The organism is Pseudomonas sp. Ant30-3 (assembly GCF_000690905.1).
Classification (GTDB): domain Bacteria; phylum Pseudomonadota; class Gammaproteobacteria; order Pseudomonadales; family Pseudomonadaceae; genus Aquipseudomonas.
The window spans coordinates 61,947-84,914 of record NZ_JMCL01000030.1 but is presented as its reverse complement, the minus strand read 5'-3'; the positions used below and the strand labels follow the sequence as shown (position 1 = coordinate 84,914).

The 22,968-nt window shown below is 58.3% G+C and carries 24 protein-coding genes and 2 pseudogenes; 16 read left to right on the top strand and 10 right to left on the bottom strand.

Features of this window, described 5'->3' with window-relative positions; translation table 11 throughout:
- Positions 1 to 14: 14 nt before the first annotated feature.
- The 7 genes from DU29_RS0107975 to DU29_RS0107945 form a co-directional block, all read right to left on the bottom strand.
- A complete protein-coding gene (locus DU29_RS0107975; RefSeq protein WP_028621265.1) occupies positions 15 to 380 on the bottom strand; it encodes a Rieske (2Fe-2S) protein in 366 nt (121 codons plus the stop codon).
- Positions 381 to 383: 3 nt separating this feature from the next.
- Positions 384 to 695 (bottom strand): YciI family protein, encoded by a 312-nt coding sequence (locus DU29_RS0107970; RefSeq protein ID WP_028621264.1) that lies wholly within the window; start codon positions 693 to 695, stop codon positions 384 to 386.
- Positions 692 to 1,567 carry a dioxygenase family protein gene (locus DU29_RS0107965; protein ID WP_028621263.1) on the bottom strand — a complete coding sequence of 292 codons (876 nt, stop codon included), beginning with the start codon at positions 1,565 to 1,567 and terminating at the stop codon, positions 692 to 694. Before DU29_RS0107965 ends, DU29_RS0107970 begins: the two co-directional genes overlap by 4 nt.
- Positions 1,568 to 1,610: 43 nt before the next feature.
- Positions 1,611 to 2,678 carry a maleylacetate reductase gene (locus tag DU29_RS0107960; protein ID WP_028621262.1) on the bottom strand — a complete coding sequence of 356 codons (1,068 nt, stop codon included), beginning with the start codon at positions 2,676 to 2,678 and terminating at the stop codon, positions 1,611 to 1,613.
- 9 nt (positions 2,679 to 2,687) lie between these two features.
- Entirely contained in the window at positions 2,688 to 4,151 is a 1,464-nt protein-coding gene (locus tag DU29_RS0107955) for an aldehyde dehydrogenase family protein (RefSeq protein WP_028621261.1), read from the bottom strand.
- 91 nt (positions 4,152 to 4,242) lie between these two features.
- Entirely contained in the window at positions 4,243 to 5,265 is a 1,023-nt protein-coding gene (locus DU29_RS0107950; protein WP_028621260.1) for a hydroxyquinol 1,2-dioxygenase, read from the bottom strand.
- Positions 5,266 to 5,311: 46 nt separating this feature from the next.
- On the bottom strand, positions 5,312 to 5,809 hold the full coding sequence (locus tag DU29_RS0107945) for a hypothetical protein (RefSeq protein WP_028621259.1): 498 nt from the start codon (positions 5,807 to 5,809) through the stop codon (positions 5,312 to 5,314).
- A 352-nt stretch (positions 5,810 to 6,161) separates the two neighbouring features.
- Between DU29_RS0107945 and DU29_RS1000000133570 the strand changes: the two genes are divergently transcribed.
- Both DU29_RS1000000133570 and DU29_RS01000000129625 read left to right on the top strand, forming a co-directional pair.
- Positions 6,162 to 6,455: a hypothetical protein gene (locus DU29_RS1000000133570; protein ID WP_328286316.1), complete on the top strand. Its 294-nt coding sequence runs from the start codon at positions 6,162 to 6,164 to the stop codon at positions 6,453 to 6,455.
- Entirely contained in the window at positions 6,421 to 7,506 is a 1,086-nt protein-coding gene (locus DU29_RS01000000129625) for an outer membrane beta-barrel protein (RefSeq protein WP_328286318.1), read from the top strand. The genes DU29_RS1000000133570 and DU29_RS01000000129625 overlap by 35 nt, the downstream gene beginning before the upstream one ends.
- A 480-nt stretch (positions 7,507 to 7,986) precedes the next feature.
- On the opposite strand, the pseudogene DU29_RS01000000129620 reads toward DU29_RS01000000129625, so the two are convergent.
- A pseudogene (locus DU29_RS01000000129620) lies at positions 7,987 to 9,198 on the bottom strand (IS1182 family transposase); the annotation flags it as partial.
- A 635-nt stretch (positions 9,199 to 9,833) separates the two neighbouring features.
- On the opposite strand from DU29_RS01000000129620, the gene DU29_RS0107925 reads away from it, so the two are divergent.
- The 10 genes and pseudogenes from DU29_RS0107925 (at position 9,834) to DU29_RS0107875 (ending at position 18,387) form a co-directional block, all read left to right on the top strand.
- On the top strand, positions 9,834 to 10,727 hold the full coding sequence (locus DU29_RS0107925; RefSeq protein WP_028621258.1) for a LysR family transcriptional regulator: 894 nt from the start codon (positions 9,834 to 9,836) through the stop codon (positions 10,725 to 10,727).
- Between the two features lie 488 nt (positions 10,728 to 11,215).
- Complete coding sequence (locus DU29_RS0107920; RefSeq protein WP_028621257.1) at positions 11,216 to 11,428, top strand: AlpA family transcriptional regulator; 213 nt, start codon at positions 11,216 to 11,218, stop codon at positions 11,426 to 11,428.
- A 36-nt stretch (positions 11,429 to 11,464) separates the two neighbouring features.
- Positions 11,465 to 12,327, top strand: a pseudogene (locus DU29_RS01000000129615) (ParA family protein).
- Positions 12,311 to 12,571 (top strand): hypothetical protein, encoded by a 261-nt coding sequence (locus tag DU29_RS0107910; protein WP_028621256.1) that lies wholly within the window; start codon positions 12,311 to 12,313, stop codon positions 12,569 to 12,571. The pseudogene DU29_RS01000000129615 and the gene DU29_RS0107910 overlap by 17 nt, the downstream one beginning before the upstream one ends.
- Entirely contained in the window at positions 12,564 to 14,270 is a 1,707-nt protein-coding gene (locus DU29_RS0107905) for a ParB family protein (RefSeq protein ID WP_028621255.1), read from the top strand. Before DU29_RS0107910 ends, DU29_RS0107905 begins: the two co-directional genes overlap by 8 nt.
- Before the next feature lie 11 nt (positions 14,271 to 14,281).
- The gene (locus tag DU29_RS0107900) at positions 14,282 to 14,842 is read left to right on the top strand and encodes a DUF2857 domain-containing protein (protein WP_028621254.1); all 561 of its coding nucleotides are present in this window, start codon (positions 14,282 to 14,284) and stop codon (positions 14,840 to 14,842) included.
- Entirely contained in the window at positions 14,842 to 16,032 is a 1,191-nt protein-coding gene (locus DU29_RS0107895) for an STY4528 family pathogenicity island replication protein (protein WP_028621253.1), read from the top strand. The genes DU29_RS0107900 and DU29_RS0107895 overlap by 1 nt, the downstream gene beginning before the upstream one ends.
- Before the next feature lie 623 nt (positions 16,033 to 16,655).
- A complete protein-coding gene (locus DU29_RS0107885; protein ID WP_028621252.1) occupies positions 16,656 to 17,483 on the top strand; it encodes a PFL_4669 family integrating conjugative element protein in 828 nt (275 codons plus the stop codon).
- Positions 17,480 to 17,995, top strand: coding sequence for a DUF3158 family protein (locus DU29_RS0107880; protein WP_028621251.1), 516 nt, complete (start codon positions 17,480 to 17,482; stop codon positions 17,993 to 17,995). Before DU29_RS0107885 ends, DU29_RS0107880 begins: the two co-directional genes overlap by 4 nt.
- Positions 17,992 to 18,387 (top strand): single-stranded DNA-binding protein, encoded by a 396-nt coding sequence (locus DU29_RS0107875; RefSeq protein WP_028621250.1) that lies wholly within the window; start codon positions 17,992 to 17,994, stop codon positions 18,385 to 18,387. The genes DU29_RS0107880 and DU29_RS0107875 overlap by 4 nt, the downstream gene beginning before the upstream one ends.
- A gap of 202 nt (positions 18,388 to 18,589) precedes the next feature.
- Here the strand turns inward: DU29_RS0107875 and DU29_RS0107870 are convergent, their stop codons facing one another.
- Positions 18,590 to 18,787: a DUF7740 domain-containing protein gene (locus DU29_RS0107870; RefSeq protein ID WP_033050350.1), complete on the bottom strand. Its 198-nt coding sequence runs from the start codon at positions 18,785 to 18,787 to the stop codon at positions 18,590 to 18,592.
- Positions 18,788 to 19,142: 355 nt separating this feature from the next.
- Here DU29_RS0107870 and DU29_RS01000000129610 point away from each other — a divergent pair, with 355 nt between their 5' ends.
- Genes DU29_RS01000000129610 through DU29_RS0107855 form a run of 4 tightly spaced genes read left to right on the top strand, consistent with a single transcriptional unit; the run spans position 19,143 to position 22,024 of the window.
- Entirely contained in the window at positions 19,143 to 20,186 is a 1,044-nt protein-coding gene (locus DU29_RS01000000129610; protein ID WP_328286315.1) for an ATP-binding protein, read from the top strand.
- A complete protein-coding gene (locus tag DU29_RS1000000133565; RefSeq protein WP_328286314.1) occupies positions 20,123 to 20,725 on the top strand; it encodes a hypothetical protein in 603 nt (200 codons plus the stop codon). The genes DU29_RS01000000129610 and DU29_RS1000000133565 overlap by 64 nt, the downstream gene beginning before the upstream one ends.
- Complete coding sequence (locus DU29_RS0107860; protein ID WP_028621248.1) at positions 20,712 to 21,692, top strand: integrase domain-containing protein; 981 nt, start codon at positions 20,712 to 20,714, stop codon at positions 21,690 to 21,692. The genes DU29_RS1000000133565 and DU29_RS0107860 overlap by 14 nt, the downstream gene beginning before the upstream one ends.
- Entirely contained in the window at positions 21,689 to 22,024 is a 336-nt protein-coding gene (locus DU29_RS0107855; RefSeq protein ID WP_028621247.1) for a hypothetical protein, read from the top strand. The genes DU29_RS0107860 and DU29_RS0107855 overlap by 4 nt, the downstream gene beginning before the upstream one ends.
- 127 nt (positions 22,025 to 22,151) lie before the next feature.
- Here DU29_RS0107855 and DU29_RS0107850 read toward each other — a convergent pair whose 3' ends face one another.
- Positions 22,152 to 22,928, bottom strand: a complete 777-nt coding sequence (locus DU29_RS0107850; protein ID WP_028621246.1) for a DNA-binding transcriptional regulator — start codon at positions 22,926 to 22,928, stop codon at positions 22,152 to 22,154.
- Positions 22,929 to 22,968: the final 40 nt, after the last annotated feature.

Genomic DNA, 22,968 nt, shown 5'->3' with positions numbered 1-22,968 from the left:
GCGTTGCTCTCCTGTCATGGGTGCACCTGCACGGGTGCGTTGTGAACCTCGGCCAACCACAGCAACCCGTCCTGCTCGTACACCGGGACACTGTCCAGGTTCGCGCCTTCGCAAGGGCCATCGATGCAGCGGCCATCTTCGAAACGAAACATCGCCCCGTGGTGCGCGCACATCAGCAGGTGCGTGTGGTAGGTGCTGAACGACCCCGGTTGATAGTCCAAGGGGATGGAAAAATGAGGGCAGCGGTTGCGGTAGACCCACACCTGCGTTCCCCGCCGCACTGCGATCAAGGCAGTGGCTTGGCCTCGCAGCGTCGCCTCAAGCCCGAGTGCTCCGCCATCGGGCACCTGATCGAGGGCGCATAGCCAAATATCTGCCATGGCTCACGCTCCCATTTGGGGATTACCCAGGCCCCAGCACCAGGGCCTGATCTCGACGCGCTCGAACAGCCCGGCCCGGGCATAGGGATCGTCGGCAAAAAAATCCTCGGCCTCGCTCAAGCTGCCTGCCTCCACTACCAGCAAGGTGCCATTCATGGCGCCTTCGCAGCCGTTCAACGTCGGCCCGCCCAAGCGCACCACCACGCGATGCGGGTGGGGCTCGCGCAGATACTCGCGATGCAAGGGGCGGATCTCGCTGCGCAAAGGCTCGCGGCCGAGCTTGTCGGTGGCGAAAATGGCAAAGAAATGGTTCATGCCATGGCCTCCAGGACGAAGTCGAAGGTCGCGATGTGGAAATCCGTACCGATATCGAACTGCTCGGCCAGGAGATCACTGGCGGACCGTGGTTCGTACACGACCCGCAGCGAATCCTTAACCCCAAACACTGCGTCAGAATCGATATAGGGATCGTCGTCGTTGAACAAATGGGTCACCAGGCGGCGATGACCAGGCGCGTCGAGCATGAAATGCAGATGCGCCGGACGCCAGGGATGGCGACCGCTGGCCTTCAGCAGGTCGCCAACCGGGCCGTCTGTGGGGATCGGATAACTTACCGGCACCACGCTGCGAATCGCATAGCGCCCCTGTTCATCTGCGTGGTAACGACCGCGCAGGTTGCCGTGCGGCTGCGCGACATCCTGACCCGAGTACTGACCGTTTTCCGCGGTCTGCCACACGTCCAGGGTGGCCCCCGGCAAGGGGTTGCCAGAGGCATCGCGCACGTAACCGGTGATCAACGAGGCGCTGCCGGGAATCAGCGCCATGTTTTCGCCGTATTCCCGTTCGGGCATACCGGCAATATAGAACGGCCCAAACACCGTGCTCTGCGTCGCCGCCACGGCACTGCGGTGCTCGATGGCATCGACTAACATGGACAGCCCCAGAACATCCGAGAGCAGGATGAATTCCTGGCGAACCACGTCGTCACACTTTTGCCCGGTGGCGGTAAGGAATCGGATCGCCTGCAACCATTCGGCCTCGTTAAGCTCGACTTCACTGGCGAACTGGTGCAGATGTAACACCAACTTCTGAAGCAAAAAACGCAGACGTGAATCGGGAGTGTGCGTAAAGCTGTTGATGGCGCGCGCGGTTATCTCGTGCTCGGAAGACAAGTCGAGGTTATTCATCTTGTTATTCTCGTGTGGCAATCGTTGGAAAGCGGCACCACCCTCAGGACGGTGCTTGCCCCTTCAGCGCCCGAGTCAGCAATACCTCAATGGCATCCTGTTCGAACGGGCGCGGGTTGTAGTAAGGGCTGGCACAGGCAATCCGCGCCGCTTCGGCCGGGCCTTGCTCGGGAAATCCGATCTCGGCCAACGCCAGTGGAATGCCAAGGCGACGGTTCAACTCGTACAACAATGGCCCCACTTCATCGGCGTGCTCACCACCCAGCGCTCGTGCAGCGCGGCGCAACGGCTCGGCTGCTGCACTGCGGTTATAATGCGCCGCATGGGGCAGGACGATGGCGTGGGCCTGAGCGTGTGGCAGGTTGAAGGTGCCTCCGAGGGTGTGGCACAACTTGTGGTGGACCGCCATGCCGACCGAGCCCAGGCAGATACCGGCTAGCCATGAGCCTTGCAGCGCCTGTCCACGGGCCTCGACGTTTTGCGGGTCGTCGACGATTTTCGGCAGTGCCTGCGCCAATGCGCGGATCGATTCTTCGGCCATCAACGAGATCACCGGGTTGGCGTCCTCGGCGTACAGGGCTTCAATCGCATGGGCCATGGCGTTCATGCCCGAGCAGGCCGACATGCCCACCGGCAGACTCAGCGTAAGCTCCGGGTCATAAATCACGGTCTTGGGCAGGACCCGTGGATCGCGCCCAGTTTTCTTCAGGCGGTTTTCGGTCAAGCCATAGATCGAGGTCATCTCCGACCCTGCGTAAGTGGTCGGGACCGCTAAGATCGGCAAACCGCTGTCCATGGCGATCGCCTTGCCCAGGCCTATGGTCGAACCACCGCCTACGGCCACGCAACAATCCGCTTCACGGCGCACGGCCTCCTCGCGGGCCGCTTGCGCTGTTTCCAGTGGCACGTGCATAACCGCGAAGGGATAGACGCCGGCACTGCGATCACCCAGTAACCTTGCGACCTGTTCGCCCAGTTCCTGTTGCTCCGGGGTGGTCAGGATCAGCGCGCGACGGGCGCCCAGACGCTGGATTTCGTCACTAAGGCAGGCCAGTTTACCGGCACCGAAAATCACTCGGGTCGGAGTGCCTTGATAGATGAATGCGTTCATGAGGTCGCCTCAGCGCGGGTAGTGGGGAAGGATTTTCGCATCGACGTTGACCCATACCGAGCGAGCCTCGGTGTAGTCGTGAATGGCCTCGAAGCCCATCTCCCGGCCGTAGCCGGATTGACCCAGACCGCCAAACGGGCTGCCGGGACTGACACGCTTGTAGCAGTTGATCCAGCACATGCCGACGTTGATCTTTTCCGCCACACGATGGGCGCGCTGCAGGTCACGGGTCCACAGACCACTACCTAATCCGTAGGCCGTTCCGTTGGCTATCTCCAGCGCCTCTTCTTCGGTGGAAAACCGCAGTACGGTCACGAAGGGGCCGAACACCTCTTCCTGGGCCACACGGTCACTCGGCTTGGCTTCAACGATGGTCGGCTCGATATAAAAACCCGAGGCCAGCGCGGGATCGCACGGCGCCTTGCCACCGGTGAGGACGCGACCGCCCTGCTCGCGAGCGATGTCGACGAACGACAGCACGCGGTCGCGGTGCAACGCAGAGGTCAGTGGGCCCATTTCAGTATTCGGGTCCAGGGGATCGCCCAGGCGGATCGAACGGGCCAAGGTGACAAAGCGCTCAAGAAACTCATCGGCGATGCTGTCTTGCAACAACAACCGCGAACCTGCGATGCAGGCCTGGCCCTGATTGTGGAAGATTGCCCAGGCCGCACCGTTGACGGCTGCATCGAGGTTGGCGTCTTCGAAGACGATGTTGGCACCCTTTCCGCCCAACTCCAGTTGCACGCGCTTCAGGTTGCCCTGAGAAGCTTCGACGATGCGCCGTCCGGTAGCGGTAGAACCGGTGAAGGCGATCTTGCCGACATCGGGGTGTTCGGCCAGGCGTTGCCCGGCGGTATGGCCATAGCCTGGGACGATATTGACCACGCCGTCTGGAAAGCCCACTTCTTTCATCAGCTCGGCGATGCGCAACGTCGAAAGTGGCGTCAGCTCCGACGGCTTGAGTACCACCGTATTACCCGCGGCCAGCGCCGGGCCCATCTTCCAGCTGGTGAACATCAGCGGAAAATTCCACGGCACGATCTGCCCCACGACGCCGATCGGCTTGCGCTGCACATAGTTGAGAAATCCGGCGTCGACCGGAATCACCTTGCCTTCGATCTTGTCGGCGATACCGCCAAAGTAGCGGAAACAGGCGGCGGTACGCGGTACGTCGAGGATCCGTGAATCACGAAGGGGATGACCGGTATCCAGCGATTCCAGGTGCGCCAACTCATCCCTGCAGGCCTCGATGCGATCAGCCAGCTTCATCAGCAGACGCCCCCGCTCTGCGCCCGGCGTGGCCGCCCAGCCTGGGAATGCGCGCTTTGCCGCGGCCACGGCAAGATCGACATCTTCGGCCTGCGCCGCAGCAATGCGCGTGATTAGCTCGCCGTTGGTAGGGTTTACGACATCGATCTCGCCACCTTCAAGGGCGGGGACGAACTTGCCGTCAATGAACAATTGGTTTTGCATGAGCAAAGACTCCCTGCAGTGCCTGGATGGGCACTGTGAAATATACTGGTGTGGGAACGCCGTCCCAGCCTGAGTCGCTGGGCTGCGGTGATTAGAATTCGACGGGGTACGGCTTTAGTTCGCCGCTTTCGTACCGCTGAGGCAGGTTAGGCGTGGCGTTCTCCCAGACCAGCAACATCGAGCGCTTGGTCGAGTAACCCTGGTGACGGATGTCGGCGGGCATCGCGCAGATGTCGCCGGCACGCATGGTGATCCGCGCACGGGGATTGCCATCATCCTTGTCGCCGATATCCCAAACGATCTCGTCGCTGAGCTGCAGGAACCACTCGATCCGGTCATTGCCATGGACAATCGGCAGGATGAACTCTTCGGTGGTCGGGCAGAACAGACTGGTGCCGCACACCGAGGTCACCGACGGGTTCCAGCTCACGTCAGAGCGCGACAGGTATTTGAACAGACTGAAGGCATGCAGTTGGCCTTCAAAACCTTCGGAGGCATGCACCTCGGGCTCGTCCTGGGCCACATCGGCGAAATGGCGGTTGACCGGCAGGTCGTCGCGCAGTGGCGAATCCCCTTTCAGGCCTGGCATGCGGCGGGTGGCAACGCGGAAGCGCTCGATCGCCTCGATGTTGTCGCCGCTCTTGCGGCCGAACGCCGTACCGGTTTCGCTAGGCGCGGCAAACGGGTCAAAGCCAGCGTTGGTCCAGTCGCGCAGGATTGCTTTGAAGGTGGCCATGATCTGCGGCGTCTCGAACTGCTCGGTGTAGTCGACACCTGCGGCTTTCAGCACGCCATTGAAGGTACCCGCGTACATGTCGACTTTACCGTACAGATTGCGGGTGCCGACGACGTGGTCAAAGTTGACCCAGCCGTAAAAGAAGCCCCACGCAACATCGCGCATCACCGCACGCAGGAATGCATCGGCGGGGATCAGGTGCGAGCGTTGCTCTCCCTTGGCCGGCCATTCGATGCGAGCGAAGTATTCATCTCGTGAGAGCTTGAAGGAGCCCAAGTTAAACGCTTTGTAGCCGGTTACAGGGTGAGCGGCACTGGCATCTACCAGGGTATCAAAGATAAGTGCACTTTCAGTTTCAACTGCTTCGAGCATAGCCATGATCGGCTCCTGTTATTTTTGGATTAATGTCGAGGTCAGAACACGATCATTTCAAGCAGATGTCAGCCCACTTCTCGATGCTGAGGGAGCCCTGTACGGTTTGCTGCAGGAGCACGCAGGGGGTGCTCGCTTCAAAGCGGTAAGCGCAGCCGGCCGGTAGCAGCGCCTGATGGCCGCGCTTTAGGAGCACGTAGCCCATCGGCCGACCTTTAGGCAGTTCGCCGGCCAACTGGGTGCCGTCGCCTTGGGCCGTTGCCGCGTCGAGCTTGAGAAAGTCGACGCGAACAATGCCGTCAACGGCAATGACGAATTCGTCGTGAGCGCAGGTGAACCAAGGGGAAGTGCCTTCAGCGCGGATGGCTTCGATGACATAGCCGAGATTGAGGCCGACGACGACTTTCTCGTAGGGTGCCGATTGCGCAGCGACTTCGAAGATATTAGAGAAGGCATAGTGGCTTTTCTTGCCGGTGACCAGTTCGATCGTGCCCTTGGTGTACTGCACCAGCGAGCCGAAAACCGTATTGAATCCAGGTTGGGTACTCATCGTTTTAGCCCTGTTTATTTTTGTGTTGAGTGGCTAAACGTTAAGGTGCGTCCCCGTGTCCTAACAAGACCATTATGAGCGAAATGACTGTTCGCGAAACGCGAACAGTCTTACTGCAACCCAGCAGAACGCTTGAGCATAGAGGCCGTGATGGATTAGTTGTTCGTTTTCGACGAACAGTCATTTCGCAATATTGCCCTTGTTGTGGAGGGTCGATGAAATTACCGTCTGGACACTCGACTATAAAAATTACAGGCCAAGCCATGAGTACCCACCCGCCTTTTAGACGATCTTCGAGTCGTTCCAGCCCTGTCTGATTGACTTTAAACAATAACAATAAGGTAAATACTCTATGCGTATTCCTATCGCATCACTGTGCGCGGTGTTTTCATGCACCCTGTACGCGGCGTCTCCCTCCCAGCCTGGAGAAGGTGACTTGGCAACGTGGCTGATACCTGGATTGGAAAGAGACACCGGCATCAGGATTTACGGCGTCGTGGACGCAGGGTATTCCCGCAACAATACATCGACCGCTAGTGAGCGCCATGGCGGCCTGACCAACTTGCCCGTGGCGGGATACGCCGACGAAAAGTTCCAATTGTCCTTTTTCAATCTATTCATCGAAAAGCCACTTAATACCACCTAATGTTCCGCGCGCTACGCCATTACCGGGACCGCAACCGACCGATGCGTCATTCGGTTTCACTTTCGGATTACTCTATGGTCGTGACGGTCAATTTGCGCGAACTACGGGCTGGGATGATCACTGGGGGGTAAATGAGCCTGGCGCATCAGACTCGGCCAAAGCTCAGCGACGCAGGCAAAATTTCTACGCGTTTCCCGACCTGTTTGGCACGGCCTACCTGCCAGTTGGCACAGGGATCAGCGTCATGGCTGGGATTTTCGGACCGGGGGTAGGCTACGAGATTCCGCCGAACATCCGGATTGCGCGCAACGCTTTTGCTACCAAAACCTACGCATTTGTAACCGAGCCAGCGACCGTCAGCGGCGTCGTTTTGGGCACTAGACTGATGAGTACGCAATCAAGCCTGCTCGGCGGCGAAATAGGTATTGTGCAGGGCTGGAATAACTTGAGAGACAATAACGACAGCAAATCAATATTAGGCGCAATACGTTGGCGCAGAGCCGACATGCGAGGATGGATCGATTATGAGTTTATTATTGGCGACGAGCAGAATAAATCTATCGATGATATTCAAGCCCCCACTTCTCGATTAATTTCATCAAGTGGTCAACTCAAGCAGCAACATTCATTGAATGGCTGGTTCGCACTTGACCAGCATTGGTCAATCGGCGCCGAGGCTGTTTATGGACACCAAAGTGGCGACGGCAAAGCTGATACTGTCGATATCGTGACAGGCCCGCGGTTCTCAGGCGCTCACTGGTGGGGCGTCAATAGTTCTCTGAGTTATCAGTATCGCAACGACCTTATCTTCTCGGCGAGGGCGGAACATTTCGCGGACCCCGACGGCTTCGCGCTGTTCCCGGTATCAATAGCACACGGTGCATTCAATGCCCTAACCTTGGGATTTCGCTATGAAGCAACGCGTAATTTATCTTTGCGCCCTGAAATCCGATATGACTGGTTCACCGGCAGTGATGATGACAACCCCTTTGGCAATGGCAGCGATCGCAAACAAGCTACAGCGACTGTGCAAGCACTCTATTATTTTTGACCGCTGTCACCGAAACCCTACTTGCGCTACGTGAACGAACCGAGGGGAGGCTATCGATGCGGTTTGACATCCGCGCGATCGATTCACCCCACGCAAGGTCACGTTAAAGCATCCCAGGACGATGGCGCCAGGTGGCAGTTCGTATCACCGGACGTTAAAGACACCTCAGAACACCGGTTTCAAGTCTCGTAAGGCTCGCGGCCGGCCGCCATGGCGGCCAAAAAACATTATTTCATTGCTTCATCGTCCTAGTATTTGATACCAACGCTAACCATTTCTGCTTGCGCGAATGACCGCTATGGGTCCAGGCTGTGTGAAAACGCGCTAAATACGTCGAAAACTGAGAGGCGCGAGGATTGCCTGTGAAATCAGCGGGCGGAAGCGCGAATTACCTTAGTCAGCTAGATAGACGTTCGTAATGCCGTTTGGGCCGCGTCAGCGGCCCAAACGGCTACTAACAGGCGAGCCAAGTGGCTGGATTTACGCCCTGATCGCCTCAAGCAGTCCTACGATGCCGAAGATGCTCATCATTCGTTTGAGGTTGTAGGCGAGTACATGAAGACTCATTTCGGTACTTACCCGCGGAAGTGTTTTGGTCAGGAAGTGGGTGGCTCCCATCCAATATTTGAGCGTTCCAAAAGGATGCTCAACAGTCTGGCGGCGAACCTTCATCTTCCCCGGGTCATGTTCCAGCCGAACCTGCATCGCGTCGACTACAGCCTCATGTTCCCAGCGCTTCACACGGCGCTCCTTACCCGTCGTACATTGCCTTTGCATTGAGCAGGACTGGCAGCCCGAGTAGTAGTAACAATGCAATAACATGCCGTCTTCCATCGACGAATACCGCCTGGTTAGTAACTGCCCCGCAGGGCATCGATACTCGTCCGACGCAATAAGATAGATGAAATCCTGTTTGCCGAATCTGCCTTCGGCTTTGCTGCCAGATGTGAGGGGTTTCGGTACGAAGGTAGTGATGCCGGCTTGCTCGCAAGCAAGGATTTCCAGACCTTTGTAGTAGCCTCGGTCGGCCACCACCGTTAGCGATTCAGCCTCGATTTCTTCACGTGCTTGGTTCGCCATATTGCTCAGTTGCCCACGATCATTACCAACGTTGGTCACCTCATGAGCAACGATCAGATGGTGTTTGTCGTCGACAGCTGTTTGTACGTTGTAGCCAACCGTTCCGGTGCCTCGGCCGCTCGTGGCCATTGAGCGTGCATATGGGTCTGTGAGGGAGATCTGCTGGTCTGGACTTTCGTGGAGCTGCACCTCGATTTCCTTGAGTTTCTGCATCTGCTTTTTCAGTGTTTCTATCTTTTCTTTAAGCCGCTCTGCTTTGACCTCGGCCACTTCGGGCGTTGCCCGATCCGCCGAATCCATCGCCGCCAGATAGCGATCAATGCTCTGCTCGATCTGCTGCATGCGTGCCTTCACCTTACCCTGAGTGAAGTTGCGGTCGCGATTATTGACGGCTTTGAATTTGCTGCCGTCGATGGCGATGATCGATTGGGAGAAGAGATTGAGGTTGCGACAAAGAACTACGAACTGGCGGCATACGCTGCGAATGGCTTTGCCGTTGTCTTTGCGAAAGTCGGCAATGGTTTTGAAGTCCGGAGCCAAACGCCCCGTTAGCCACATCAACTCGACGTTGCGCTCGGCCTCACGCTCAAGCCTGCGGCTGTGTTGGCGTCGACGCTGAATTGATCCAGTTACCGAGATGCCACTGCCCCAGTCTGATTCTTCGCGAACTATTTCCTGTGCTGGATTTTTTCCGATTGGAGTTGGGGCAGTCTTGCGTCGGCACGTAGGTAAATTCAGCGTCGGCGCCAACAACCAGCGCCTTATCGAGTTGTCCTCGTGCGTTTTTTGCGTTGAATTGAGCGATCTACAGTAACTCTGCTAGCTCCCGCGCCGAGCGTAATCCGGCGCTGCGCTTCGTGCTCACTTTGCTTTAGTTTTTGCTGCTGGGTTTCGACCACAACACGAGCACTCTGCAACGCGGCCTCGAAACTTTCATGGTCAATGGTCAATGGTCAATGGTCAATGGTCAGCAACATATCTCCAGCATTTACCGGTTGGTTATCTATGACATTTAGTCCCTCCATCCAACCCGATACGGTCGGGTGCAAGGGTGATGATATCAGTCTGGAGAGGATCATCATTTCAGGAATGTGTCACACGATTACGCCCTATGTATGACACTTCGGCTGCGTCAAAATTTGTGGATTGCATCACACAGCGGTCACCGAAACCACTACCAGTGCGCTAATAACAGAGCCCTGCTCGCGGTCAAAGAGAATGTCAACAACCAACAAGGAAGATACACCATGAGAATACGTCACCTGCGCTATTTCCTTATCGTCGCTGAAGAACAAAGCTTTGCTCGTGCGGCGGCCAGAGTTCACATCGAACCGTCCCCGTTGTCCAGAGCCATAAGAGATCTTGAGTCCTATCTCGGTGTCCGACTGCTCCATCGCACCAAGGGGCGTATACAGCTGACTTGGCCTGGGGAGATTTTCCGTGAAGAGGCTCGCCGCGTACTTGCCTACATGGATAACGCCCTGACACGAGTGCAATCGGCGTCTCAGGGCTATCGCGGCCGGGTATGCATCGGCATCGCCGATAGCCTGGCTCAGCCTCGGCTGACACAGCTGCTGGCTCGATGCCGAGAAGAGGAGCCTGCCACCGAGATTCGGATCGTTGAAATGACCGTCAACGAGATGCACAAAGCGCTCTTACACGACGAGATAGATGCGGGTTTCACTGTCGACAGCATAGTCGCCACCAATGGCCTCACAAAATTTAGGGTTTGGGCCGAACGCCCTGCCATTGCTATTCCCACTCACCATCCGCTGCTTTCCCTGGATAAAGTGCCTCTTGGGGAAGCACTCCGGTACCCCCTGATTCTTTGCCATCCTGAACGTTGCGCCGGCGGACGCAATGTCATTAATCATTGGTTTGAGGACGACTCGCTGCCCTCTCCCAACATCGCTGAACATGTTTCTGGTCATGAGCCCATGATGATGCTGGTGGCCGCTGGCTATGGCATTGGTATCGGGTTGGAATCGCAGCTTTCCATTTACAACCACCCTGACGTCATTGTTCGGCAGGTTATCGACGATATCCCCGACACCGCAACATTCATCGTTGTACCGGACAGGCCAATTTCAGCAGAACTGGAGCGCTTCATTAAAAGAGCGCAACAAATCGGGGAAGCATGACGGATGCGTGAGCAAGAATGATCACCCCATCCTCAGTTCTGGACTCTCACATTAAGTTCCATACATTTTTGTCTGGAGCACGACCCAAATATCCCCTTCATCGTCGCGAGATAAAGGGGATAGCCTTTGAATTCAGTTGGTGTGCACCGGCTCATGCACAAGCGCGCTAGCTTGTAGCGCTTGCCAATCGCAACCTACCGTTAATGACGGACATTTTTTGTCGCCCGCATGACAAAAAATGCCGCGCTCACTCGCGCATAGATTAAACAGCGAGCGTCCGCCAGACGGACTATTTATCAAGACGCCGAACCTTTTAACAGTGTCAGTTCCACGGATAGAGTTGGCCGCAATGCTTTGCCTCGCAGCCGGATGACGGAACATCAATACGGTGGTCAGTACCGTCCTATTGTTTGATGTGCTTCAGGGGTGGCAGCGATTCAATACGGGTCAACCCGAGAAGTGCCACTGAGCATTAAGGAGTGACCGCTATGTCTGAACAGAACCCTGCTCCGGCCCCGGAGCGACGTATCCTTCGCCGCCCGGAAGTTGAGGCCAAGACAGGCTTCAAGCGCGCCTATCTTTACAGCCTCATGAAGGCGGGCCAATTCCCCAAAGCCATAAAACTTGGCATCCGCGCCGTTGGTTGGGACTCCGCAGAGATCGACCAGTGGATCACTGACCGTCTTAAAGAACGCGTCTGACTTAGCTCCCCATTCCTTGCCGAAGAGGAGCAAGCCATGCAGGTTATTTCTGTTATCTCGACCAAAGGCGGCGTAGGAAAAACCACGGTCGCCGCCAACCTCGGCGGTTTCATTGCTGATGCCGGCCTGAGGGTCCTGCTGCTCGACCTGGATATGCAGCCCACATTGTCCTCGTACTACGAGCTTACCCGCCGCGCGCCGTGCGGGATCTATGAGCTGCTGGCATGCAACGAACGCGACATTGCGCGACTGGTATCGCGCACCGTCATAGACCGTCTGGACGTCATTCTGTCCAATGACGAGCATCGGCAGTTGAACACCCTCTTGCTGCATGCACCGGATGGGCGGCTTCGACTGCGGCACCTGCTCCCGGTGTTTCAGCCGCACTACGACCTGGTGCTACTCGATACTCAAGGCGCTCGCAGTGTGCTGCTCGAGATGGCGGTGCTTGCCTCCGAGCAGGCGGTCTCGCCCGTCACGCCCGAAATCCTCGCCGCGCGTGAAATGCGCCGAGGCACTCTGCAGCTCATCGACGACATCGCCCCCTATCGGCATCTGGGCATTAACCCGCCACACCTTCATCTCCTGCTCAACCGCGTACCCGCAGTGTCAGCCAATGCAAAGCTGATCCAGCAGACACTGCGTTTGATCTTCCGAGAGCAGGAAGGGGTCATGTCCTGCGAACCGAGATCCCCGCGATAGAGGCATTTCCTCGAGCGGCAACGCGTGGTTTGCCGGTCCATCGGGTTGAGCACCGACGGCCCACTGGCCGAGTTGCCGCAGCCGCACTGGACATTGTGCGCGGGTTGGCCAGCGAACTGTGTCCGCAATGGCAGGAACAGTTCGCCCTGGTCACCGGGAAGTTTGAGGGGAGACACTCTCATGTCAAACGCCCATGAACTGGCCCGTGGCCACAAGCGACTACTTCCGCTGATTGAACATGCCCTGAGCGAGGGTTGGAATGTCTCCCGGACACCTGGCGGGCACCTCAAATTCGCCAAGCCGGGCTTACCGCCGATTTATACCAGCGCGACAGCCAGCGATCACCGGGCAGAACGCAATGCACGCGCCATGCTGCGTCGAACACAACGCCACGCCACGGTGGTCGAGCACCCCGATCAAGAGGGAGCCGCCCATGACTGATGTCTCCCTGCAAGAGATGGCCAACAAACTGATGAGCGACGGCTTCGGACACTCCGGAACGGTTGCAGAAACGCTGACGGACCCGATCGCCGATACGCCAATGGTGGTGACGTTGGACCAGTTGCGCCCCTACGAGCTGGATCCGAGGCTGACGCGTAATCCGTTGTACGAGGAAATCAAAGCCTCCATCCGCCAGCGAGGACTGGATGCTCCGCCACCGATCACCCGTCGCCCCGGTGCCGATCACTACATCATTCGTAACGGCGGCAACACGCGCCTGGCGATACTGCGCGATCTGTGGAGTGAGACCAAGGACGAGCGGTTCTTCCGTATCGGCTGCCTGTTCCGCCCCTGGCCAGAGCGCGGCGAGATCGTCGCCCTGACAGGACATCTGGCCGAGAACGAACTTCACGGTAGCCTGTCGTTTATCGAACGAGCTCTGGGTGTCGAAAAAGTCCGTGAGCTCTATGAACAGGAGGATGGTAAATCGCTGTCGCAATCGGAGCTTGCCCGCCGCCTCAAGGCTGATGGCTACCCCGTACCCCAGCCCCACATCAGCCGCATGCAGGAGGCCATCCAGTTCCTGCTGCCAGCGATACCCAGCGTGCTCTATGCCGGCTTGGGACGCCCCCAAGTCGAGCAACTGACCTACCTGCGTAGAGCCGGTTCCAGGATCTGGGATGCGCGCGTCACCAAGAACAGTCTAAGCATTGATTTTGCAACGCTGTTCCAGGATGTCCTGATGGTATTTGACTCCCCAGGGAGCTTTACGGCGCAGCGGGTGCAAGATGAGCTGATCGGCCAGATGTCCGAGTTGCTCGGGGTGGACTATGACACGCTGGTGTTCGAAATCACCGATTCCGAAAAGCGCTGGCAGTTGCTTACTAGTGAACCGAACACACCGCCAGGTACGGAGACCACAGGGTCGGTCTCCACGACCAAGCCAACATCTCCATCCGTAGTCGCACCGCCCACGTCATCATCCACACCGCGGGTAACAGAGGCACCCAGGATACCGGCAAGCGATACCCTTTCGATTCAAGAGGGGCCTGCGACACATCCTCCGGCCGACGTGAATGACGATCAATATGCTAAGGACGATCACTCAGCCTTACTTCAGGAGCATATCGTCTCACCTGCCGAGACCACCGAGCGCCTACAGTCGATCCAACGATTGGTGACCGACCATGTCGGCGAAACGCCACCTGATTTCGAAACCAGCGTGCTACAGGCCATCCCTGTTCAGGCAGGCGGTCTCTACCCCATCTCGGATGTCTGGTACATCGATCCCGGCCTCGATACGCCGGATCGGCTACGCGTCCACATCGCTCAGTTCGCGCGTGAGATCGCCAACGAAGCGGGTCTGGAAGAGGCCATTGTCGTCTGCGACGAGGGCATCGGCTTCACATGCGCGGGAATATCTACCGATGAGAACACGCACTCAAATCTCCGTGGTGCATTACTGCTGCTGCATAGCCTGAGCGTTCCCTACCAGTCGGACCGGACTCCGCCTTTACGGATGCCCGGGGATTTGGGCGCTCTTCTGCTGGGGCTGGAACACATCCCTTCATCACAACCTACCGCTAGATTGAGCGATACGAGCCTGGTGAAGCTTTTCCGCTTGGTGCGACTCGCCCGGCGACTGCTGGACATCGAGGCGGACATCACTGATGGCGATGCCGCCCTGAACGGATCATGAGGGCGCCGACCATGCCCGAACCGCATCCGCTCAATCAGGCCGTCATCGCGCAAGCGCTCCACGATTTGCGCAATGGCCAGTTGCGCCGGGCCAAGTCCATGGGATTTGACGATGCCGCTCTGGATGCACTCAAGCATCCGGCCATGGCCAGCCTCCTGGCAAACGCCACCGTCTCATGGTGTTCCGTGAGCGTGAATTCGGAAGTGCTGCGACGCCTTCTGAGCCAGGTAGACAATCTCTCACGGGAAATCGAGGAGATCGATCGGTTCCTGCGACTGGGCGCGAGCACAGAACTCATCAGCAAATTTTATGGCCTGAACCATCAGGAAATCGCCCTCAGGCGCGACGTCATCGGGCTACCCAAACGCAAGGGCCGGCATCCGGTTCTGACAGAGGATCAGGATTCCGATCTCTGGCATCGCTGGTCTGGAACCGTAAAAGAGCGTGGCACTGCGCTGACCGACGACATGGCCATGCTTGCCATTACAGCCGATCTTGCGGAGTCTACGGGCCTGCCCATCTCTGTCATTTGGAGCGCTATCCGAGGGTGGATTGATGAAGGGCTGATCTGATGGGCAGTCCACGTCATTCACCCAGTCCCGTATCGCTGGGGGAGTTATTCGACCAGGCGCTGCAGCACATGCCGCCTCCCCCGACCATGGCACCGGCAGCACCAGCTCCGTCTGATGGATTCATCTTCAGTGGTAATCGTCATGACAGCGTGCCACGTGCGTTGTTGCTGGACAATCGACTGACCCCGCTTGAACGAAACGCCTGGCAAGTCTTCCGTCTGCTGCTCAATGATGACGGGGTCACGGCCTTTCCCACTTATGACCAGCTCGCTCCCTGGCTGGCCTCAATGCCGTGTACGGCGCGCGCATCCCATGAAACTGTCGCCCGCGCGCTGACCCTGCTAAGGCTGACGCGCTGGATCAGCCTGGTGCGTCGCAGGCGTGACCCGAAGACCGGACGGATATTGGGTAACCTCTATGTGTTGCACGATGAACCTCTGACGCCCTATGAAGCCATCCAGCTCGACGCCGATTATCTGAGGCTGGTCAGCCGGTCCTTGGCCCACGCCAGCAAGTCCATCCAGCGCGTCGGTGTGCATGTGCTGAAAGAAATGGCTGAAGATCCGTTGCTCAGCGGCCAGATGCTTCCCACCCGGTTACAGGTACTGTCGCAGCGCCTGGCCGCGCAGGGCTGGGTTCAGACGGCGACTTATCCACAGCCTGGGGATGCCCACAATTCCGAAGAAGGGCCAGAAAGCCTTCTTCGGAATCAGCCGCGCCCGACTTCGGAATCCGAAGCAGGCGCAAAGCCCAGTAAATCCGGCTCACTTCGGAATCCGAAGACCGATAGTACTGTACGTAAAGAAAAACAAATAAAAGAAGTACGTACTGTACCGCGCACGCACGAGTTGGGAACGCTTCGACTCCCCGAGCGCTTCCTGTCACTCAAAGCAGAGCAGCAATCAGGCGCACTCGCCGCCCTACAGCCCGTGGATACGCAGTTGCATCAGGCTGTCCTCGACGAATGGGATGCCCGCTGCCAAGCCAACACGGTACACAATCCCGCCGGGTACTTGTTCGGCATCATCCAGAAAGCCATGCGTAGTGAGTTCCGCGCCTGGGCTGGACAGAAGACTCCCAGCGTCACGACAACACCAGAGTCGCAGCCCCCGGAATCACCGCCACCTGCTGACCCCACCGTGGCCTTGGAGCATATCGCCCGCCTGCGGGCACTGATGCGTCTGCCCTGAACGCAACCGCCCCAGCTCTTCGGGATGATGACCAGGATGCCATGACTCGATCTGTCCAAACGCTGCGGCGGCCTGCGCGTGCGTCCACCGAGTGCCAGGGTCGCCTATACCACAGGTATAGCTGAACACGCTGCCTTCCCTGCAATGCATCACTTCCAGCTCCGGGTCATCAGCATGGAGGAGTCCACCGAAGTCCATAGCCGCCTATACCACTGGTATAGTTGAACACACTGCCTTCCCTACAACGCATCACCTCCAGCCCCGCCGTCATTCGCAGGAAGAGTCCACCGAAAGCCACTGTCGCCTATACCACTGGTATAACTGAACACACGGCCTTCCCTGCAACGCATCGCCTGCAGCCCCTGGATCCACAGCAGGAAAAGTCCACCGAAAGCCATGGTCGCCTATACCCCGGGTATAGTTGAACACGTAGCCTTCCAGAAGCTGCGAAGGGCAATGGTCACGATACACATCTCGCAGCCGGTCAGCCCCGGCGAAGCGCAAGACTTCACGGCAGCCGTGTGAACGCCTAAACAGGCATTCATGCGGTGCGGTTTGATGACTGACACCCTTCCGGTCAATGCCGATGCTGGCGACTCGTTTCCTTACCGAGAGTCGTCACGATGGCCACCGAACCCGAATCTTCCCTGCAGTTGAACATTGGTTCACTGCGCAGCGCGATGTCGCTGACGCTGCACACCCATCATGCATCCCGCATCTGGCACGGACGCGCGCCCTCCGAGGGCAAACCCGGCATTGTCGGGCTCAACGGCTTTGTCGCCATCATGACCAAGCTCAAACGCGGCGCCGAGCAGGATGATCCCTACTCCGACTGGTGGATGCTGCGCATTGAGGACAAGCTCAGCACCACCAAAGAACAGCTTCAGGCCTTACGCGAACAGGTTGATCAGGCGCTGGCCGATGTGCCGGCTGCACTCAGCCTGGGCGAGAACCTCAACGTCCAGCCGGTAAAGCTGCCGCTGTTCGTGGCCTCGCAACTCGGCTTCATGGCGCTCTATCTGCTGGCCGACTACGACGACCTGGCCCGGCGCCTGATCCTGGCGCATCACACCGCCCTGATCGACCGCAGCACCCTGGAACGCTGGCTCAATGAGGGCGCGCATGCACTACGCAGCCTTTTCAGCCTGGCGCAGCAGTACCGCTACTCTGGTACCCAGCGCGACGACTTCGCTGCCAACAATGCCGCGGCACGCGCCGCCCTGGAGAAATACGGTGAACTGCCGCAGGACGTGCTCGAAGGCACACGCCGTTCACGCTTTGCGCCACCGCTTCTCCATCGCCCTCCTCCGACATCCGCGCCAGGCACGCCGACCGTGTCAGAGGTTGCGCCAGCCAACGACACTGACACCGTTGAACCAGACATATCAAACGAGGAGGATCTGGACGGCGGTACGCCTGCGTCTGTCGACGGTGAGGACCACCCAGCATGATCGCACCCAACCGCTTCTTGGCACTGGAACAGGCGGACTTCCAGAGGCTGGAACACGCAGGCTACCTAAAAGGCCTTTTAAAACCTTTTAAAGGTAATGGGGAGCTTGCGACCTGGGCCAGCCAGTGCGAAGCGCTGCGGGACGATCTGATCGGGCTGGCGCAGCGCAAGGTGCTGTCGCAGGCCCGCAGCCACCCCTTCAACCTGCTTGCCGTGCAACTGGCCCAGCAAACCACCGGCGCAGGCACGACCTTTCTGCGCTGGCGCAACCTTGATCGCTCGCGCATGGGTACTGCTTTGTGGGAGGAGCTGCTAGCCAGCCCCGGCACACCGGCATCGCTGATCGACGACCTCTACGCCATCGAGGTGCAGCGCATCGTGCTGAACCTGCAGATCAGCCTCACTCACAGCATCGCCCGGCAAACCTCGGCATGCGCCAGCAAACTGGCACACGTCGAACGGGCTTACCAACGGCGTGTCCACGCCATCACCCCCAAGGAGTCACACTCATGAGCACGCATTTCTACGGCGAGGGCAATATCGGCTCTGCGCCAGATTTTCGCGAGTTTCCCAACGGCAACAACGAGCCGCGCAGGCTGTTGCGCCTGAATGTCTATTTCGACAACCCCGTGCCTACCAAGGAGGGCTTTGAAGATCGCGGCGGGTTCTGGGCACCGGTCGAGATTTGGCATCGCGATGCCGAACGCTGGGCAACGCTGTATCAGAAGGGTATGCGCGTATTGGTCGAAGGTCGGGCGGTGAAAGACGATTGGGAGGATGCGGATGAAAACGAGCGTGTGACCTTCAAGATCGAAGCGCGCCGCGCTGGCATCCTGCCTTATCGCATTGAGTCTGTCGTGCTCGGGGCCAAGCCTGCTGCAGCGGAGCCAGCCGAGAACGAGTGATCATTCCCGCCCTGCGTGCACCTTTCCCGTTGAGCGATTGCGCCAACCACCAGTCGCTCACCGGGCAACAGCCAGCGTCCATGGAGTTCCACTGAGATCCACAGTTCGCGGCACATGGAAGCTCCCGGAGAACCAACCTACGGCCTCCATTCGCTGCCCCATGGCTTCCAGCTACTCTTGCAGACTCTCCTCGCTTGCCACATCAGTCCAGATTCTCCGCGATATGGAATACAAGCTTGAGCGGTTCCTTGCTGTCGACTATCTGGTACATCACATCCCGTTTGCTTCTGGGCAACGTTTTCGCACATCGCTTTGCCGTATCACGCACGGCTGCATCGGTGCCGTGAATAGTCGCCGCCAACAGCAGCACCAGGTATGCATCGGTAAGCGTCTTCGCCATCACCTCAGTCTCATTGCAAGTTATTTTTGAACTGACGCTCATCCGGTTGCATAGCGCCCTAACTATCTCGGAATCATGTCAAGTTGTTCCACTGACGTCCACTACGGTCGCTGTCAGCGATGCGTGACGATACGGTCGCGGCTCTGACGTACGACCTGCTCGACGCTTCTGAAAACACCCTTTCATAGCGCAAACGTCGACCGATCACGCCCACTCCCGCTGAATACGGCGCAACAGGGGTTCGGTTTGGTTTTCGACACATACGCTGATCGCAGGCATCAATGATCCCGTGTCCCTCCTCTCCTAGGGACGGTGCAGTTATCCCAGTGTTGACCTGAAGTCATGAGGAGGTCCCATGCGTCTGCCCTTCGAGCTCGATCCGCAGATCATCCACCACATCATTTACAGCCAGGCGGGGTCCATCGGCAAAGCCCTCATCGAGTTGCTGATGAATTCGGTCGATGCCAGCGCCAGTGCCGTGCATCTGTCGCTGTCGCGCACCGGCTTCAGCTGCAGCGACGACGGCCAGGGCTTTGCCAGCCGCGAAGATGTCGTTCGCTACTTCGGCCGGTTCGGCACGCCACACAATGAAGGTGATGCGACGTATGGCCGTTTCCGTCTCGGGCGCGGCCAGATCATGGCCCATGCCACAACAGTCTGGCGCTCCAATGCCTGGAGGATGACCGTCGATACGCGTGCGATGGGTTATCACTACGACCTAGACGACCTCGAGGACGCGTCGCTGGGCTGCTCAATTTCTGGTGACTGGTTCGAGGCTCTGAGCAACGCCGAGTTGATGTCGGCGATCCAGGAGGTTCGGGATTTGGTACGTTACACCCCCGTCAGCGTGGTTTTGAATGGCCAGCGCATCACCCGCGATCCCCGCACCGAACGCTGGGACGCCGAGGACGAGTTCACCTGGTACCGCGTGAAAGCGGACGGCGCGGTCTCCATCTACAACCAGGGTGTGCTCGTGCGTCACGATCCCGCTCACATGTGGGGTGCGGGCGGCCTCATCGTATCCAAGAAGGCCATTGGCCTGAACGTCTCCCGCACCGAAATCCTGCGCAAGACCTGTCCGGTGTGGAAAGCCATTACCAGGCAATTTGGTCAGATGGCTGACCAGATCGCATCCCGCCTTGGCGATCATCGCAAGACCGAAGCGCGTCGCGAAAAATCCGCGCGGCGCTGCTTTCCGGCGATGCCAATATCGTCCACATCTACTCTCGGGAAGAGGTCGTCACGCTTCTGCCCGGCAAGCGACACGTGTCGTTGGAGGACTTTCTGCGCAAATGCCGTTATAGCCACAACAAGCGGCAAGGCGGAAGGTTCGCGGTGGTCGATAACGCCTTCGAGGTCCCGAAGGGTGAAGCCATCGCCCGCGAAGGTATCGCCGTGATCATTCACCCCGCCACACTCGACCGCTTCGGCTGCTACAGCGCACATGACTTCGTCGACTGTATCGTGCGAATCCATGCGAACCTGAAACAGGACGTGGAACTGAACGGCACACAGTACTGGCTCAACGGCCTCTTCGTTCCGGACATGCTGGCTTTCTCCACACTGCGCGACGTGTTCATTGAGCGGACCCATATATTGACGGAAAAGGATGCGCTTGATCGCGAGACACGCCGCGCCTGGACCGCTTTGCGCTGGTGCCTGCATCACTATGCAGCGTTATGCACAGGTGGTCGGCCTGCATACGGGGGACAGGTCCGTGAGGGTAAATCGCTTCACATTCTGCTCGGACAGTCCAACATCGCCGAGGCGTGGACCGACGGCAGCAGTTACATCGCCATCGACGTCACCCTTGTGAAGCGGCTCAAATCGAGTCCGCTCCGCCCGACACACTGGCGGCAGATGGACAGGCTCAGCCCTCACTGGAAAGCCCTGCTGCTGTTTCTGCAAACAAACGAAAGCGGTGATGACCTTGATTAGTCGGCGTGATGGTCGCAACTTTGGCTATGGCCGCCAGCTGAGCTATGCCGGCCCACAAGCGCTCAAGGATCTGTTTGCCGGCGGCCACTTTGCCACGGGCAAAGCGCATAGCGATCGCTGGCAAGCGTTCGTGCGTTGGTGTCGGTCAGAGAATGGCCCCGGTTACAACGATGCGCGTCAGATCGATCGACGGACGCTGCAAGACTACGCCGCTTACCTGCGCCAGCAGATCCAGCAAGGCGAACTCTGCATCGCTACCGCGCAGAACCGCCTGAGCAGCGTCAACCGCACCCTCGTTGCGCTGCGCGGTGATCAGGACGTCAGGATCGCCAGTCCGAGCCAGGTGTTAGGACTGCAGCGCTCGGGCGTACGCACCCGCGCGCCGGATGGCCAAGACCGCCAACAGGTGCAACGAGTCGTGGAGGTGCTGGGCGAACAGCACCACGAGCGGGTGGTGGCGATTGTCCTGTTAGCGCGAACAACCGGCATGCGCCTGCGCGAAGCGATCCTGGCTGACCTGCCACGCTTGCACCGCGAAGCCGAACACTTAGGCCGCATCAACATCCAGGACGGGACCAAAGGCGGCCGTTCAGGGGCTTCAGCGCCGCGATGGATCGCGGCCAATGAAGCGGTGAAGACGGCGCTGCAGTTGGCTCGTCAGGCGTCGCCGACCGGCAGCCGCAACTTGCTGGCCCGAGACGAAAGCTACGCCGTGTTCCTGCAACAGACGGTGCTTCCCGCCCGCGAAACGCTGCATGAACAAGGGTTGAAAGGCTTTCATGAACTGCGAGCGGCCTACGCCTGCGAGCGTTACGAGCAGCTCACCGGGCACGCTGCACCGGTCAATGGTGGACAGTGCTATCGCATTGACCGTGAACTGGATAGACAGGCGCGTCAGCAGATCAGCCATAAACTCGGACACAACCGGATTGATGTGGTGTCGGCCTACATTGGTGGCCGATCATGAGCAAACCGTTTGATATGGTTTTGTTCCTGAGCGGCGTCCTGACTGGTTCGACAACCACGCAGCAACGACACCTACGGCAAGCCCGAATCATGCAAGCGCCCATTCAACAGCGATGGCAGCGAGACAATCCCTGGACCTGGCAGCTCAAGCAAGTGCGCTGGTTTCTCACTCAGCACCTGAAAGAGCATTCCGACGCTACCCGGTATTACTATCGACTCACCGCTTTATTGATCTGGAAACGTCTAGGGAAGGTCCAAAATAGCAGCCTTTATCCAATGGATGCTTTTCATAATTACCGTCCTGCCACAATGGCTGCTTACAACTATGGTTGAGTTCCGGGTACCCCCAGTCGACAAACTCTCGCAGTAACATCGCCTGTCGATCCTTAAGAGGGAGTCTCTAACGCGAGAGCCAACCCAACCAACCAAAAACTGCCAAGCACACAAAATGCAGCCAAAACTACTCCAATTGAGCCCTAATTTTCTCCACTACGCCTTGCATCGCCGGTAGATACCGGCGGGCTGCTTCCTCAACCGACATCGCCTTGGCGATGTAAACCAGATTCAGGCAGCCCATGACCCGCTCCTCGTGCCTAACCGGAATCGCAATGGCGGCAATTTTGCGCTCCAGGCCCCAGTGGGAATTATTTTCGCCGTAGCCCTTGCCGAGGGTGTGCTCCACCAACCGATCGACAAAACTGCGATCCGCCGCCAGCGCCGACTGTTCATCTTCGCGGCTGATCATCAACTCAATCAGCTCTTCGCGCTCAGCCGGGGGGCAGAACGCAAAGTACGCACGCCCAGTGGCCGTCATGAGCAATGGTAAACGCCGGCCGACCATGGAGCGGTGAAATGACAGGCGGCTAAAGCGATGAGTGGTCTCGCGAATGACCATGGCATCGCCGTCCAGCGTGCACAGATCAGTCGGCCAGACGACCTCTTGCAGCAACTCACCGAGCAGCGGCGCGGCGATCGAAGAGATCCATTGTTCATCGCGAAAACCTTCACTCAGTTCGCGTACTTTCAGCGTCAGTCGATAGCTGTCATCAGATTCACTGCGTCGCACGTAACCCTCGGCCTGCAAAGTCTCCAGCAAACGACGAACCGTGGTGCGGTGTAACCCGCTTTGCTCGGCCAACTGCGCCGTACTGGCCCCGCCATCGAAACGATTCAAGCCATTGATCAGGGCCAAACCACGCATTAGCCCACGCACGGCCTTGTATTCTGTTTCGCTCATGGACGCTCCATTATTTTTGTAAATCAAGGTTGTGCACTTA